This window comes from Pedobacter riviphilus, from assembly GCF_014692875.1.
In the GTDB taxonomy this organism is placed as follows: Bacteria; Bacteroidota; Bacteroidia; order Sphingobacteriales; family Sphingobacteriaceae; genus Pedobacter; species Pedobacter riviphilus.
In genome coordinates, this window is record NZ_CP061171.1 from 1,850,111 (window position 1) to 1,866,327 (window position 16,217).

The following is a 16,217-nucleotide window of genomic DNA, read 5'->3' on the forward strand; positions in this document are numbered from 1 at the left end:
TTGAAAAAAAGAATTTGACATTCCGATTCAAATCTAATGTCGCCAATCTCACATCATAAGAAATGAAATTAAATTTAAAGCGCCCTTTAGCATTTTTTGATTTAGAAGCTACTGGAGTTAATGTTGGAGCTGACAGGGTCGTTGAAATAGCGATTTTAAAGGCTATGCCAGATGGTTCTGAACTTGTTAAAACTTGGCGCGTAAATCCAGAAATGCCGATTCCTTTGCAAACCTCGTTAATACACGGTATTTACGACGAAGACATTGCTGATGCGCCAACCTTTAAAACTTTAGCAGCAGAAATTGCTGAATTTATTGGTGAAAGCGATCTGGCAGGATACAATTCAAACAAATTTGATATCCCAATGCTTTTGGAAGAATTTTTAAGGGCAGAAGTTGATTTCGACATGAACAACCGCAAATTTGTTGATGTACAGAATATATTCCACCAAATGGAACAACGTACCTTAAAAGCGGCGTATAAGTTCTATTGTCAGGAAGATTTAATTAATGCACACGCTGCAGAGGCAGATGTAATTGCTACTTACAAGGTTTTACTTGGTCAATTGGAAATGTACAAAGAAACCGAGTTTGAGAATAAACAGGGGGTAAAAAGCATTCCTGTTGTAAATGATGTGGATGCGCTGCATATCTTTACCAACATTAATAAACCTGTAGATTTTGCTGGTCGTTTGGTTTACAATGATAACGGTGAGGTATGTTTTAACTTTGGTAAACACAAAGGTAAAACCACGGATCAGGTATTTTCGGTAGAGCCTAGCTATTATGCCTGGATGAAAAATGGCGATTTCCCATTGTACACAAAGAAGAAGTTAGACGAGGAGTGGGCAAAGTTCAATGCTAAGAAAAATGAGAACAGGGCACCACGTCCTCAGCATAATACGCCAGCAAGTAAACCTCAACATCAACAGAAGCCTCAGCCGAAGCCAGAAAAGCCTGCACAGCCCATCAATACGGAGATGTTGGAGCAATTGAAAATGAAGTTTGGTAAGTAGGTGCAAGTTACCACAGATAAAAAGGATAAACACAGATAGTTAAGTAATTGGAAGAACTTAATTCTATATCTATAACTGAGAAGATTATTGGAGCTGTTTATACAGTTTCAAATACACTTGGTTGTGGTTTTTTGGAGAAAGGTTAAAAAAATACGTCATGAAATCTATAAAAATATTTTGCCTTTTATTGTGCGCTTCAATTTATGTAAACGCACAAACTACTTTGCCGTTAGAACCAGTATTTAAGAAAACCTATCAAAAGGAAACGAGAAATACAAATGGGAAACCCGGAAAGAATTATTGGCAAAATACTTCCAAATATGATTTGAATGTAGATTTTAATCCTACCAGCAGGCTGTTAAAAGGTAAGGTTCAGGTAACTTACACCAATAACAGTCCTGATACTTTGAAGGAAATATGGTTTAAACTTTATCCAAATCTGTATAAAAAGGGGACACCAAGAAAATCAAAATTGGCAGAGTCTGATCTTGGTGATGGAGTTGCAATAGAAAAAATGGTAGCAAATGGAAAATCAATCGCCGATTTTAAAATTGACGGAACAAATATGACCGTTAATGTCCCTGCAGTTGCGCCGGGCAAAACCATTAGTTTTTCTATCAATTATAGCTACACTTTAAATAAAGGATCGCATGTGCGTACTGGTCAGGTAGATGAAGGTTCGTATTTTGTGGCTTATTTTTTTCCGCGGATTGCGGTTTATGATGATGTGGATGGCTGGAATAAATATCCATACACTGGTGCTGAGGAGTTTTATAATGACTTTGATCAGTTTAATGTTTCGATTACGGTGCCAGGTGCTTATGGTGTTTGGGCAACGGGTGATCTGAAAAACGCTTCCGAAGTTTTCCAAAAAGATATTGTTTCCAGAATGTTATCTGCGGAAAAAAACGATGCTATAACTGATGTGATTACGGCTAAAGATTTGACTGATAAAAAAGTAACGCAACCTAACGCCTATAACACTTTTAAATTCGAAGCGAAAAATGTAACCGATTTTGTATTTGCGTTGAGTGATCATTATTTATGGAAATCGAGTAGTTTGGTGGTTGATCCTAAAACGAAAAGAAGAACCCGTGTGGATGCCGTTTTTAACCCAAAACATAAAGATTATTATGAAGTAATAGATTTTGCGCGTAAAACGGTAGAAGCCATGAGTTATACTTTTCCGAAATGGCCTTTCCCTTACAACCATGAAACGATATTTGACGGTTTAGACCAGATGGAATATCCGATGATGGTAAACGACAATCCTGTAGACAATAGGACTGATGCCATTACCTTAACGGATCATGAAATTTTCCATACGATGTTCCCATTTTACATGGGAATAAACGAAACCAAATATGGCTGGATGGACGAAGGTTGGGCAACTATTGGTGAGTGGCTAATATCGCCAATGATTGATTCTACCATTGTAGATGAATATGGTGTTCAGCCTACAGCTTCATCTTCCGGTGGGAAAGACGATACTCCTATTATGACTTTAACACCCGATTTAAAAGGTTCAGGCTCTTTTACTAACTCTTATCCTAAACCTGGTTTAGCTTATTTGTACGTAAAAGATTATTTGGGAGATGAATTGTTTACAAAAGCTCTACACACCTATATTCAAAACTGGAATGGTAAACACCCAATGCCCTACGATTTCTTCAATAGTATGAATGAGGGTAGTGGTAAAAATTTAAACTGGTTTTGGAAAGCCTGGTTTTTTGATGATGGTGTTACCGATATGGCCATAAAGGCTGTGGATAAAACTTCAGGAGGATACACAATTGTTATTGAGAATAAAAGTGTTAAAGCTATGCCAATTGATTTAACATTAACTTATGATGATGATTCTGTTGAAAAGAACCACAGTACAATCGGCATTTGGGAAAAAGGAGATAAGCAGGTTAAAATAAATGTAACAACTACTAAAAAGTTATCTAAAGTAGTGATGGGTAACCCACATACACCAGATAAGGTTAAAAGTGATAATAGCTTTTCGGTGAATTAGCCGAGTCTCAAGGAAGTCAAGTTTTTTTTCTTAAATAGGTGAATTTTATAGCAATCGTCATCCTGAACTTGTTTCAGGATCTATTTAACTTAATTCTTGATGATGGATGCTGAAATAAATTCAGCAAGACGCCCGTATTAATTCATGAGCCTATAAATACATTTATTCAGGCTTCAAAAAATCGATATTTCTTTTCAATCCCGTAAATTTAGTGCGCTTAACTGCCGAGCCCTTAAAAACCTTTTTAAAAACATCATCGGTAATTTCGGTCAAGTCTTTTGCATTCAAATCCAGCAATCCATTCTCTGGCTTAAAAGCTTCCTCATTGTGGGCTTTAGAGAAACGGTTCCAAGGGCAAACATCCTGGCAGATATCACAACCAAACATCCAATTGCTCATTTTATTTTTAAACTCATTTGGGATTTCATTTTTGAGCTCGATAGTGAGATAAGAAATACATTTGGTTCCATCTACTACCTGTGGTGCTATAATGGCATTAGTAGGACAGGCATCTAAACAGCGGGTGCAGCTACCGCAATAATCGGCCTGGTAAGGATGATCGTAATCCAGCTCCAGATCGACAATCAATTCTGCAAGAAAGAAAAAGGAGCCATCGGTTTTACTGATCAGGTTGGAATTTTTACCGATCCAGCCAATTCCTGATTTTTTCGCCCAGGCACGGTCTAAAACAGGGGCAGAATCTACAAATGCCCTTCCAGAAACTTCTCCGATGTTTTCTTCTATAAAATGAGTGAGTTCCTTTAGTTTCTCTTTAATTACGGTGTGATAATCCTGTCCGTAAGCGTACTTAGAAATTTTTGGCGCATTGGGGTCTGATTGTTTTTCTTCTGTATAATAATTTAGCGACAAAGAGATTACCGATTTAGCACCATCAACCAGTAATCTGGGATCAAGGCGTTTATCAAAATAATTTTCCATGTATTTCATTTCGCCATGACGGTTCTGGTTGAGCCAATTTTCCAGTCTTGGCGCTTCCTCTTCAAGAAATTCAGCTTTTGAAATACCACATGCCATGAAACCCAAACGCATGGCTTCACCTTTGATCAGCTGACTATATTTTGCTTCATTATTGTACACCGATTTGCAAAGATAAGGCTTAAGATTTAAAACATTTTCATTAATCACTTGTTCTAAATATAAAACTAAATTAATTAGGGTTCATCCTTTATTATTGAAGTAACACCAGAAGGGAGAGTATTAGCTATGGAAAATATAGATCCACAACATACGGAATCAGGAGCAGCTCCGAAACCGATTGAAAAAGATTACGAAAGTCATAAAGCAGATCCAGGACCGGCAAAACCAGCGGTAACAGAAAAAGACGAAAACGGAGGGGGGCAAGCTTTGAAATGGGTACTACCCCTAGCTATAATTATTGGCCTGATTATATGGTTTGTGATGAGAAAATAATTAGCTTTAGATTAAAATGAAATGCCGGTACATTAATACGACCGGCATTTTTTATAGATATTTATTTTAAAAGTTTAACCTGGTAAAGGTCTTTCCGCCTGTCTTTTAGCACCTTTACTGTTCCATAATGATGCAGCTCGTCTAATAAATGTAGATCAACATCTACCACTAAAACCATCTCCGTATTTGGCGTAGCCTCAGCTTTTATGGCATTGGTTGGGAATGCGAAGTCAGAAGGTGTAAAAACCGCCGATTGCGCAAACTGGATATCCATATTATTTACTTTAGGTAAATTGCCCACACAGCCTGCAATAGCCACATAACATTCGTTTTCTATGGCCCTAGCTTGTGCGCAATGACGAACGCGTGTATAACCGTTTTGCGTATCGGTTAGAAATGGTACAAATAAGATCTGCATACCCTGCTCAGCATAAATGCGGCTCAATTCAGGGAATTCTACATCATAACAAATCAAAATGCCTACTTTACCACAATCGGTATCGAAAACCTGCACTTTATCGCCACCAATCATGCCGTAATATTTTTGCTCATTTGGAGTAATGTGGATTTTCCTATACTCATCTATTTTGCCAGTACGGTGACAAAGGTAAGTGGCATTGTAAAGTTTACCATCTTCAATGAGTGGCATACTGCCGGTAATGATGTTTGTATTGTAGCTCAACGAATATTCGTGCATTTTTTGTACAATCTCTTGTGTTTTTTCAGCAAGCTTGCGCATAGCCTCAATTTCTGGCAAGTGATTGTATGGCTGCAATAGAGGCGTATTAAATAGTTCAGGGAACATCACGAAATCTGATTTGTAACCGCTCAAAGCATCTACAAAAAATTCTACCTGTTCGTAAAATGCATCCATATTTGGGAACAAACGCATTTCCCATTGCACTAAACCTAAACGGATGGTCATCGCTGAACGTGCAGAAGCATCAATACCCTGGTAATAAATATTATTCCACTCAATTAAGGTGGCATATTCTTTCGATTCTTTATCACCCGGTAAATAATTCTTTAATACTTTTCTGACGTGAAAATCATTCGAAATCTGAAAAGTAAGGGTAGGGTCGTAAATTTCTTTTGCTTTTACCTTGTCTATATACTGCCTCGGACTCAGTTGCTCTGCATATTCATGGTAACCAGGAATTCTGCCACCAGCAATAATACTTTTTAGGTTTAGGCTTTCGCAGAGTTCTTTCCTGGCTTCGTATAACCTTCTTCCTAAGCGTAAACCTCGGTAATCGGGGTGAACAAAAATTTCTATGCCGTATAGTGTATCGCCATTTGGGTCGTGTGTTGTAAAAGAATAATCTCCTGTGATCAATTTATAGGTATGCCGGTCTCCATACTCGTCGTAATCTACAATAATGGCTAACGAACAAGCCACAACTTTATCATCAACCGCGATACAGAGCTGTCCTTCTGGAAAAATATTCAATAGTTTTGCAATACTGGATTTTGGCCAGATGGAACCGCCCATACTATCGTATGCCTGTAGCATTGATTCTTTAAGATCTGCGTAATCTTCGAGCGTTAGTTTACGTAATTCAATATTCATACTGTTTGATTTGTATTTAATGAACACAGAAAGATCTTAAATGTTCAGATGGACTGTATATTTCTTTGAAGATCCCGAAACAAATTCAGGAGAATGCAACGTTTAATTTGATACAATAGTAACCCGAGTAATGCCAACCCTGACCTGTAGCGCAGCGGAAAGCTATACCGTAATTTATTTCAGGGTTTTAATGTGTGTGTAAAGATATTAAAACAACTTCCCAGTTTGCCCAGGATAATTTTTCTTTAAGTGTTTGTAAGCCGCTTCGGTAACTTCTCTACCCCTTGAAGTACGCATAATATAACCTTCCTGGATTAAAAACGGTTCATAAACTTCTTCAATAGTACCTTCATCTTCTCCAACAGCCGTGGCTATGGTTTTTAAACCCACCGGGCCGCCTTTAAATTTATCAATGATGGTAACCAGAATCCTGTTGTCCATTTCATCTAAGCCGTGTTCATCTACGTTGAGTGCATTTAAAGCATAGCGGGCTATTTCAGTATCGATATTTCCGTTTCCTTTAATCTGTGCGAAATCTCTTGTTCTGCGTAAAAGTGCATTGGCGATACGGGGCGTGCCACGACTACGGCGGGCAATTTCATAAGCACCTTCATCACTGATCGGTGTTTTTAGTATATCAGAGGAGCGTAGCACAATTGTAGTGAGCAATTTAGCATCGTAGTAAGCCAAACGGGCATTAATTCCGAAACGTGCTCTTAAAGGTGCTGTTAACAAACCGGAACGTGTAGTGGCGCCAACCAGCGTAAAAGGATTAAGCGATATCTGTACCGAACGGGCATTGGGGCCGGTTTCGAGCATAATATCGATTTTGAAATCCTCCATGGCAGAATATAAATATTCTTCTACAAGGGGCGATAAACGATGGATCTCATCAATAAAAAGAATATCGCCTTCATCCAAGCCAGTTAATAAGCCGGCCAAATCGCCAGGTTTATCTAATACCGGGCCAGAGGTTACTTTAATACCGGTGGCCATTTCATTGGCAATAATATGAGAAAGTGTGGTTTTACCTAATCCAGGAGGGCCATGTAAAAGAACATGATCTAAAGCCTCGCCACGGAGTTTTGCTGCCTGAACAAAAATCTTCAGGTTTTCCATCACTTTTTCCTGTCCTGTAAAATCTTCAAAAGCCTGTGGCCTTAAAACCCTTTCAATATCGCGATCGGTAGGATTTAGGTTACTTGCTTCAGGGTCCAGATGCTCATTCATACAGCAAATATAAAATTAAATGCTAAAAAAATTAGGATTTTTTAAATTTATCCGAAACGATGAGATCTTTTGATCCTGCAGTATATTTATAAAAACCTTCACCAGTTTTAGCACCTTTTTTTCCTGCTGCCACCATATTTACCAATAATGGACATGGGGAGTATTTAGGATTTCCAAAACCATCGTTCAATACTTTTAATATTGCCAAACAGACATCCAGGCCAATAAAATCGGCTAATTGCAAGGGACCCATCGGGTGTGCCATTCCAAGTTTCATTACCGTATCGATTTCGTGAACGCCTGCAACGCCTTCATACAGGGTATAAATGGCTTCATTAATCATTGGCATTAAAATGCGGTTAGCCACAAAACCCGGATAATCATTTACCTCAACGGGAACTTTCTCCAAACTTTGAGAGAGTAACATAATAGTATTGGTTGTTTCATCACTGGTAGCATAACCACGGATTACTTCAACGAGCTTCATTACCGGAACGGGGTTCATAAAGTGCATCCCGATTACCTTATCACCTCTCCCGGTTACGGCAGCAATCTGCGTAATCGAAATAGATGAGGTATTAGAAGCGAGAATAGCATGTGCAGGCGCATACTCATCTAAATCCTTAAAAATCTTCAATTTTAAGTCTAAATTTTCGGTAGCGGCTTCTACAATCAAATCGGAACTTTGAACACCATCCTTTATTGAAGTATATGTGGTAATGTTGTTAAGAGTGACCGCTTTCTGATCGGCTGTCAAGGTTCCTTTCGCAACCTGTCTGTCTAAATTTTTGGTAATGGTTTGTATGGCCCTATCTAATGCAGGTTGATTGATATCAATCAGATTAACGCTATAATTGAATTGTGCAAAGATATGGGCTATACCATTTCCCATTGTGCCAGATCCTATAACTGCAATTTGTTTCATTTTTAAGTTTAAGAAATTAAAAAAGAGAATTTACTAATAGATGATTAAGTTAAAAAAAGATCTTGCTTTATAGCTGATACTCTATTATTTGCATTAACACCTTATGGCGCCAGCCTGGTTTTGGTCCAGATTCCCTTAACTTTTTCGAAATTTATCCTGTCGTGCAATCGGCTACTTCTTCCTTGCCAAAATTCAATCCGCGTAGGTTTTACAATATATCCACCCCAGTGCGCAGGTTTAGCTATACCTTTATTGGCACTTTTGGCTTTTAATTCTTCAACTTTCTCTTCCAGAAATGCCCTGTTTGGAATAACCTGACTCTGTGGCGAGGCTACTGCGCCAATCTGACTGTCAACAGGTCTCGTATTAAAATATTCTTCCGAAGTTTCTTTGTCCAGTTTTTCTACCGTTCCTTCAATTCTCACTTGTCTTTCCAGTTCTGGCCAGAAAAATACTAACGCTGCATAAGGGTTTCGTTTCAGCTCTTTTCCCTTGGCACTTAAGTAATTCGTAAAGAACCTAAATCCATCTGTATCAACGCCTTTGAGTAAAACGATACGGGCATCGGGTCTGCCGGCTTTATCAGCTGTAGCCAAAGTCATTACATTGGGTTCATATATCTGCGCATCAATCGCATGTTGAAACCAGTTTTTAAATTGGATAATTGGATCTTGATCAACGTCAGATTCGTCTAGCGAAGCGCTTTTGTAATCTTGGCGCAGGTTTTGTAGAAATTCATTTGTAACTTGCATTTAACAAAAATAGACATCTTTTACGGTGTAACAAATGATTATCATCATGCTGAATAATATAAAACCAAAAACAGGCCGCTTGCTCATCTCGGAGCCTTTTATGGCCGATCCGAATTTTAAAAGATCTGTGGTGTTGTTAACAGAACATGGAGAAGATGGCACCGTGGGTTACATCCTTAACCAAGTGGGAAACCTGATCCTAAATGATGTGATCCAGGATTTGTGGGATGCAAAAAACTACATTTATTTTGGTGGACCGGTTGCAGCGGATACCTTACATTTCATTCATCGAAGTTATGATAAACTGCAGAGCGGTGAGCCAATCGGGAATGGATTGTACTGGGGTGGGAATTTCGAAACACTTAAAATCCTGTTAAATACAAATGCCATAAGCCAGGACGAAGTGAAATTTTTTATGGGTTACTCGGGTTGGGACCATGGACAGCTCGATCGCGAAATAGAGCAGAATGCATGGATGGTGAGCGATATCTTTAACCCTGATCTCATTTTTAGTAATGACGATGAAAAGCTTTGGCGGGACGTAATCGTAAACTTAGGTCCGAAGTATGCACATATTAGTAATTTTCCTGCGGATCCGAGTTTGAATTAGTTTGGAGTTGGGGGAGTTAATATTGGTGATGAAAAAAAAGAATTATCAAAGCTGTAAAGCCAATTACTATCAGAAATAGAACTGTTTCACTTTTAATATAAGTCCAGACTTTTTGATTATTAATTTTTCTTAATAAAGAGATTATAATTAAAGCTAGGATAGATATAAATGTTGTCCACATGGTATATACATCAATGAATACCAAATAAATATTGAGGTGAAATTATTGATGTTTAGCTCATTAATTTCACCATAAATTATTAAAAATAGCGTCGAGAATATTAAAGAAACAAGAGATATAATCAATGCTATCTTGATAATCGTCTTCAATATAATCATTGTTTATACTGCAAATTGAAAACTTACAACTGAGAACTCATTTCGGAAGCACTTTCTTCAACTTTCCTTCTCAATTCATCTTTGTAAGCCTGCATTTTAACAGTTAAAGACTCATCAGCTGTAGCTAAAATCTGAGTGGCTAATAAACCTGCATTTTTAGCAGCGTTTAAAGCTACTGTGGCAACCGGGATGCCATTCGGCATTTGTAAGATCGATAAAATACTATCCCAGCCATCAATGGAGTTTGATGATTTAACCGGAACACCAATAACAGGTAATGTAGTAATAGAAGCTACCATTCCTGGTAAATGGGCCGCACCACCGGCACCGGCAATAATTACCTTTAGGCCACGGCCTTGCGCTTCTTTAGCGTAATTGAACATACGTTCTGGTGTTCTGTGGGCAGAAACAACCGTAATTTCATAGTTTATTCCAAATTCTTTTAGTACATCAGCTGCATCTTGCATCACAGGCAGATCTGATTTGCTACCCATTATAATTCCAACTAATGCCGAATTTGAATTTCCTTGACTCATATTTATTTTATTTCTTAAAATTTTACATTTTTATCCTGCTTTTAGCGCCCATTTCGAGGGGCTTAAGCCTAAGCAATTACCTTTAATGTCTTTTGCACAAACCGTGCTTTTTCAATCGCTTTTTCCCTGTCGATATCAACGATAGTTACGTGGCCCATCTTGCGGAAAGGTTTAGTGTATTTTTTACCATATAAGTGAACATAAACACCATCGATAGCTAATATTTTTTCCAGGTTTTCATATTTAGCCACACCTTCAAAACCTTTTTCACCAAGTAAATTAATCATGATGGCATTGGTAATGCTACTAGTATCGCCAAGCGGCAAATTATAAATAGAACGTAAATGCTGTTCAAATTGAGAAACATAATTGCCCTCGATAGTTTGGTGGCCACTATTGTGTGGGCGAGGAGCAACCTCATTAACCAATAATTCTCCATCTTTACAAACAAACATCTCAACCGCTAAAATCCCCGTGATATTCATTGCCGAAGCAATATTTTTGGCAATGTTCTCTGCCTTTTGTTGCAAACTTTCAGCAAAAGTTGAAGGAGAAATTAAAAACTCAACTAAATTGGCTTCCGGATTAAATTCCATTTCTACCATTGGGAAGGTTTTCATATCGCCATTGGCATTGCGGGCAACAATTACCGCAACTTCTTTTTCAAAATCAACCAGTTTTTCGATAATACAAGGCGCATCAAAAGCTTTATCCAGATCGGCAGCACTGTTGATTTTCATCACACCTTTGCCATCATAACCGTCTTTTCGCAGTTTTAAAATATACGGAAAAGGGATATTACTGTTCTCCATATCTTCCTTCGTATTTACAATCTGGAAAGGAGAGGTTGGGATATCGTTTTCTTTAAAAAACTGTTTTTGTACACCTTTATCTTGGATTAAACGGATTACCCTCGATTGTGGGAATACCTTTTTACCTTCTTTTTCGAGCTGTTCAAGCGCATCGATATTTACTTTTTCAATTTCGATGGTAATGATGTCGGCTTTTTTTCCAAAGCTGTAAACGGTATCAAAATCGGTAATCGAGCCATTTTCGAAGTAATTTGAAATGTGTTTGCAGGGAGCATCTGGATCTGGATCTAAAACTAATGTAGTTACATTATAATTGATTGCTTGTTGAATGAGCATTCTGCCCAATTGTCCGCCCCCTAAAATACCTAATTTTAATTCGCTAATCTGTTTTGCCATGCGCTTGAAAATAATGCTACTTTTGTGCAAAAGTAACCATAATAAATTTTATTGATGAATGCTGATGCAATAATTATTGGGGCAGGTGCCTGCGGATTGATGTGTGCGGTGCAAGCAGGCTATCTGGGTAAGAAAGTAATTGTGCTCGAGAAAAACGAAAAACCCGGGGCCAAAATTTTAATTTCCGGAGGAGGGCGCTGCAATTACACGAACCAATTCGCATCAGCTGAGCAGTTTATATCTGCTAATCCACATTTTATAAAATCGGCTTTTACGCAGTGGACGGTTGATGATACCATTAGCTTTTTTGAAACATATGGCATAACTGGAAAAGAAAAAACTTTAGGTCAATTATTTCCTGATGATAAAAATGCAAAAGATGTTGTTGAGGTTTTTACATCCATCTGCGAAGATTTCGGACAGGAAATTAGGTGTAATGCCGATGTAAAGGATATTGAGATATTACCTGAAAGTTTTAAAGTAAATTATGAGAAAAACGGTAAAACCGTAGTTTTAACTGCAGAGAAGCTGGTAATTACTACTGGAGGTTTACCCATCCCAAAAATGGGCGCTACCGATTTTGCCTTACGCTTTGCGAGGAAGCAAAACTTAAAGATTATTGAAACTGCACCCGCCTTGGTTCCATTAACTATCACCGGAAAAGACGAAGAATGGTTTGCACAGCTTTCGGGCAATTCCGTTTTTTGCGAAGTAAGCAATGATGAAATTTCTTTCGAAGAAAATATTCTTTTTACCCACTGGGGATTGAGTGGGCCAGCTATTTTACAGATTTCTTCTTTTTGGAGGAGAGGAGAGATTGTTAACCTCAATCTGTTGCCACATCAGGATATTGTTTCGTTATTAGATATCGAAAGAAAGAATAACGGCAAAACTTTATTATCAACCTTGTTGAATCGTTTTTACACCAAAAAGTTTACAGATGCTTTAGGTAAGTTTTTACCTTTAAATAAACCTGTTGCAGCATTGACCAAAGCAGAAATTGATTTAATTGAACAAACGATCCACCATTTTAAAGTGAAGCCGGCAGGCGATAAAGGTTATGATAAGGCCGAGGTAATGCGGGGCGGAATTGACACCAACGAAATTTCCTCTAAAACGCTGGAATGTAAAAAAATCCCGAACCTGTTTTTTGGTGGCGAATGTTTGGATGTTACCGGTTGGCTGGGTGGTTATAATTTTCAATGGGCCTGGGCGAGTGGTTTTGTTATTGCGCAGAATATCTAATGAATAAACATCCTAAACAGGTTCTTTTTAAGGGGTTGGACATTTCGCAAAAGAACCACATGCCTAAATTAAATAAACTCTAAGCAAAGAGCATAGCCCGTCAGCTTTCGAAAATCTGATAGGTTTTGTTCGACTACAAATAAACATTTGGCATAATTTCCCAGGCCCAGGGCTTCTTAAAGGTTTTAAAAGTTCTCAACTGCGAAAAATAAAGAACTTCACTTGTTTTTCGGTTGGCAATATCCCTTCTGTGCAGATTACCAACAGTAGTAAATAATTCACGGGTTTTGAAATCGTACACCCTTTCGGTCATATCGCCGCTATTTTGGTTAAAATAAAGATTGATCGCACTCGTTAAAAACCAGTCTTTATTTTCGAATTTAAAAGTATAGCCCAGTTCCCAGCGCCACTCAGAGCCACCCTGAAAGCGGAGATAGAGTTGCTGATCTTTAATCGCAATCTGTTGTAAGGGATCACCCAATTTACCACCTTCTTCTGAACGCAGGATGAAATCATTGTTTTGGGTTGATAAGCTAAAAGCCCCAGTTGATTTATCTTTGAAAAATATAGCCAATATTCTTGGTTTCTGGGTTTCTTTAATGATATCTGTATTATTGTCTCCATAAACACGGGTTTCATCAATAGGCCTGTTAAACTCAAAAACTACTGCTAAATCATCTGAAGCATCATTGTTGAGGTCGCCATAAACCTGGTCTATAACCGTCCAGTTAGCGGGGGTAAATTGTTCAACAGAAGATCCTTGTGTTTTAATTTTTGGAAATATAAATGTTTTTTGCGCAGAGCTGATTTGCGCACAGAGCATCAGGATGTAAAAACAAAAAACTTTCATTCAGGTAGAAAAAGTGTTGATGTAGGGTTAAAACGTTTAGATTGGCGTTTTAGTTTAATTGAATTATATCTCACAACTTATTATGCCATCACAGATATTACATTGGGATTAGCATTTCTTCCGAAAAATAGACCCTGAAATAAATTCAGGGTGACGACTGTATAAAAATTCCCGTACTTTTGCAGAAAAAACAATTCCTTTTGAAAACCGAAATCTTCGCCATTACACCGCCATTTACCCAACTGAATACTCCATATCCAGCAACGGCGTATATAAAAGGTTTTCTGAATACCAAAAATATCAGCTCAACTCAAGCCGATTTGGGTATTGAAGTTATTTTAGAACTGTTTTCTAAAAAAGGATTGCAGGATTTATTCAGTTTAAGCATTGATGATCAAAATCCAAAAAGTGACAATGCTAAACGTATTTTCGCCTTACAAGACGAATATTTAAAAACCATCGATGCTGTAATTGCATTTTTACAGGGCAAGAATCCAACTTTGGCATTACAGATCTGTAGTGATGATTTTCTGCCCCAAGCTTCGCGTTTTTCACAGTTGGAAGAATTGGATTGGGCTTTTGGGGCAATGGGTACGCAGGATAAGGCAAAACATTTGGCTACACTTTATCTTGAAGATATATCTGATTACATAGTAGCGTGTGTTGATGAAAATTTTGGCTTTAGCCGTTATGCAGAACGTTTAGGCAGAAGCGCTAATTCCTTTGATGAACTGTACGATGCTTTGCATAAAAAACCAACCTACATTGATCAGATCCTGATTTCAGTTTTAAAAGAGAAAATTGAAACTGTTCAACCTAAACTGTTCCTGATTTCGGTTCCTTTTCCAGGGAACTTGTACAGTGCTTTTCGTTGTGCACAATGGATCAAGGCCAATCACCCTGAAATCAAAATTTCGATGGGCGGTGGTTTTCCAAATACCGAATTAAGATCTTTATCAGATACACGTGTTTTTGAATTCTTCGATTATATCACTTTGGATGATGGCGAGCTCCCGATCGAATTGTTATACCATAATATTACGCATCCCATTCCTACAGAAGCCCACTTTTATAAAAGGACTTTTCTGTTTGAAAATGGCAAAGTAGTTTACCGTAACGATGCCTTCAGAAATGATTATAAACAAGCCGATGTAGGCACACCAGATTATACAGGTTTGCTTTTAGATAAATATATTTCGGTAATCGAAATTGTTAACCCGATGCACCGCATGTGGAGCGATGGGCGTTGGAACAAACTCACCATGGCACATGGTTGCTATTGGGGAAAATGTACTTTTTGCGATATTTCACTGGATTATATTAAAGTTTACGAGCCCGTTGCTGCTAAATTGATTGTTGACCGCATTGAGGATTTATACGCTAAAACCGGACAGAATGGGTTCCATTTTGTAGATGAGGCAGCACCACCAGCGTTAATGCGCGAAGTGGCTCTTGAAATTATCAGAAGGAAATTAGCGGTTACCTGGTGGACAAATATCCGGTTTGAGAAAAGCTTTACACAAGATTTATGTTTGTTGTTAAAGGCGTCAGGTTGTATTGCCGTTTCAGGTGGACTTGAAGTAGCATCCGATCGTTTATTGAAGCTTATTGATAAAGGTGTAACGGTAGAACAAGTGGCAAAGGTTACCCGTAACTTTACCGAAGCAGGGATTATGGTACATGCTTATTTAATGTATGGTTATCCTACTCAAACGGTACAAGAAACGGTTGATAGTTTGGAGATGGTGCGTCAGCTGTTTGAAGTTGGGGTATTACAATCTGGCTTTTGGCATCAGTTTGCGATGACCGCACATAGCCCTGTAGGCATGTATCCAGAAAAATTTGGTGTGATAAAGGACACAGAAGTGATTGGAACTTTTGCCAATAACGATATCAATTATACCGATAAAACAGGGATTGATCATAATAAATTCAGCTATGGGTTGAAAAAATCTCTTTTCAATTTTATGCATGGTATCTGTTTTGATTACGAACTGCAGGATTGGTTCGATTTTAAGATCCCGCGAACTAAAATCCCCGCTGATTTTATTGAGAAGGCTTTAAATAATACGGATCATTTTAATACCAAACCAACAGCAAAAGTAGTTTGGATAGGAGGGAAACCATCAACCGATTATTTTACCAAATCGAAAAAAGGAATTACCTGGGAAATGGCTTCACTTACTTTCCATGATAAAAAAGAAACTGTTACCGTTCAAATGAACAAAAAAGAAGGTGAATGGTTAACAGCCATTTTGAATAAAATTTCGATCTCAAATGAAAAAGTATATACTTTTCAAGAGATTAAGTCCGATTTTGAGACGGAATTGGAGAACTTTGAACTTTTCTGGTATTCGAAACCTATCAATACGTTAAGAGCATACGGTTTGCTGGTTTTATAAGAGCTCATCACAATAATCGTCATTTCAACCGCAATGGAGAAATCTAACGAATATAGTCTCTGCCCAGCATATATGGGCAAACATTT

15 protein-coding genes are annotated in these 16,217 nt (G+C 38.0%); 7 read left to right on the plus strand and 8 right to left on the minus strand.

What is annotated here, in order from left to right:
* Positions 1 to 62 precede the first annotated feature (62 nt).
* Genes H9N25_RS07530 through H9N25_RS07535 form a run of 3 tightly spaced genes read left to right on the plus strand, consistent with a single transcriptional unit; the run spans position 63 to position 3,033 of the window.
* Entirely contained in the window at positions 63 to 1,016 is a 954-nt protein-coding gene (locus H9N25_RS07530) for an exonuclease domain-containing protein (protein WP_190328464.1), read from the plus strand.
* A 47-nt stretch (positions 1,017 to 1,063) separates the two neighbouring features.
* A complete protein-coding gene (locus H9N25_RS25420) occupies positions 1,064 to 1,162 on the plus strand; it encodes a GxxExxY protein (RefSeq protein ID WP_407947447.1) in 99 nt (32 codons plus the stop codon).
* 11 nt (positions 1,163 to 1,173) lie between these two features.
* Positions 1,174 to 3,033 carry a M1 family metallopeptidase gene (locus H9N25_RS07535; protein WP_190328465.1) on the plus strand — a complete coding sequence of 620 codons (1,860 nt, stop codon included), beginning with the start codon at positions 1,174 to 1,176 and terminating at the stop codon, positions 3,031 to 3,033.
* A gap of 162 nt (positions 3,034 to 3,195) precedes the next feature.
* Here H9N25_RS07535 and queG read toward each other — a convergent pair whose 3' ends face one another.
* Positions 3,196 to 4,131 carry a tRNA epoxyqueuosine(34) reductase QueG gene (gene queG, locus H9N25_RS07540; RefSeq protein WP_190329118.1) on the minus strand — a complete coding sequence of 312 codons (936 nt, stop codon included), beginning with the start codon at positions 4,129 to 4,131 and terminating at the stop codon, positions 3,196 to 3,198.
* Between the two features lie 126 nt (positions 4,132 to 4,257).
* On the opposite strand from queG, the gene H9N25_RS07545 reads away from it, so the two are divergent.
* Positions 4,258 to 4,464, plus strand: a complete 207-nt coding sequence (locus H9N25_RS07545) for a hypothetical protein (protein WP_167294100.1) — start codon at positions 4,258 to 4,260, stop codon at positions 4,462 to 4,464.
* A 61-nt stretch (positions 4,465 to 4,525) separates the two neighbouring features.
* On the opposite strand, the gene H9N25_RS07550 is transcribed toward H9N25_RS07545, so the two are convergent.
* The 4 genes from H9N25_RS07550 to pdxH all read right to left on the minus strand — a co-directional run bounded on the left by H9N25_RS07550 (position 4,526) and on the right by pdxH (position 8,941).
* The gene (locus H9N25_RS07550) at positions 4,526 to 6,034 is read right to left on the minus strand and encodes a bifunctional GNAT family N-acetyltransferase/carbon-nitrogen hydrolase family protein (protein ID WP_167294101.1); all 1,509 of its coding nucleotides are present in this window, start codon (positions 6,032 to 6,034) and stop codon (positions 4,526 to 4,528) included.
* Between the two features lie 207 nt (positions 6,035 to 6,241).
* Positions 6,242 to 7,264 carry a Holliday junction branch migration DNA helicase RuvB gene (gene ruvB, locus H9N25_RS07555; protein WP_167294102.1) on the minus strand — a complete coding sequence of 341 codons (1,023 nt, stop codon included), beginning with the start codon at positions 7,262 to 7,264 and terminating at the stop codon, positions 6,242 to 6,244.
* A 31-nt stretch (positions 7,265 to 7,295) separates the two neighbouring features.
* Positions 7,296 to 8,189 carry a 3-hydroxybutyryl-CoA dehydrogenase gene (locus tag H9N25_RS07560; RefSeq protein WP_190328466.1) on the minus strand — a complete coding sequence of 298 codons (894 nt, stop codon included), beginning with the start codon at positions 8,187 to 8,189 and terminating at the stop codon, positions 7,296 to 7,298.
* 101 nt (positions 8,190 to 8,290) lie between these two features.
* Positions 8,291 to 8,941 carry a pyridoxamine 5'-phosphate oxidase gene (gene pdxH, locus H9N25_RS07565; RefSeq protein WP_167294104.1) on the minus strand — a complete coding sequence of 217 codons (651 nt, stop codon included), beginning with the start codon at positions 8,939 to 8,941 and terminating at the stop codon, positions 8,291 to 8,293.
* Positions 8,942 to 8,987: 46 nt separating this feature from the next.
* Between pdxH and H9N25_RS07570 the strand changes: the two genes are divergently transcribed.
* On the plus strand, positions 8,988 to 9,551 hold the full coding sequence (locus tag H9N25_RS07570; protein ID WP_167294105.1) for a YqgE/AlgH family protein: 564 nt from the start codon (positions 8,988 to 8,990) through the stop codon (positions 9,549 to 9,551).
* Positions 9,552 to 9,913: 362 nt separating this feature from the next.
* Here H9N25_RS07570 and purE read toward each other — a convergent pair whose 3' ends face one another.
* Together purE and H9N25_RS07580 are read right to left on the minus strand one after the other, a co-directional pair.
* Positions 9,914 to 10,426, minus strand: coding sequence for a 5-(carboxyamino)imidazole ribonucleotide mutase (gene purE, locus H9N25_RS07575; protein ID WP_131031137.1), 513 nt, complete (start codon positions 10,424 to 10,426; stop codon positions 9,914 to 9,916).
* A gap of 68 nt (positions 10,427 to 10,494) precedes the next feature.
* Positions 10,495 to 11,634 (minus strand): 5-(carboxyamino)imidazole ribonucleotide synthase, encoded by a 1,140-nt coding sequence (locus tag H9N25_RS07580; protein ID WP_190328467.1) that lies wholly within the window; start codon positions 11,632 to 11,634, stop codon positions 10,495 to 10,497.
* A gap of 54 nt (positions 11,635 to 11,688) precedes the next feature.
* On the opposite strand from H9N25_RS07580, the gene H9N25_RS07585 reads away from it, so the two are divergent.
* Complete coding sequence (locus H9N25_RS07585; protein ID WP_190328468.1) at positions 11,689 to 12,879, plus strand: BaiN/RdsA family NAD(P)/FAD-dependent oxidoreductase; 1,191 nt, start codon at positions 11,689 to 11,691, stop codon at positions 12,877 to 12,879.
* 133 nt (positions 12,880 to 13,012) lie between these two features.
* On the opposite strand, the gene H9N25_RS07590 is transcribed toward H9N25_RS07585, so the two are convergent.
* Positions 13,013 to 13,729: a hypothetical protein gene (locus H9N25_RS07590; protein WP_190328469.1), complete on the minus strand. Its 717-nt coding sequence runs from the start codon at positions 13,727 to 13,729 to the stop codon at positions 13,013 to 13,015.
* Positions 13,730 to 13,929: 200 nt separating this feature from the next.
* On the opposite strand from H9N25_RS07590, the gene H9N25_RS07595 reads away from it, so the two are divergent.
* The gene (locus H9N25_RS07595; RefSeq protein ID WP_190328470.1) at positions 13,930 to 16,131 is read left to right on the plus strand and encodes a B12-binding domain-containing radical SAM protein; all 2,202 of its coding nucleotides are present in this window, start codon (positions 13,930 to 13,932) and stop codon (positions 16,129 to 16,131) included.
* Positions 16,132 to 16,217 lie beyond the last annotated feature (86 nt).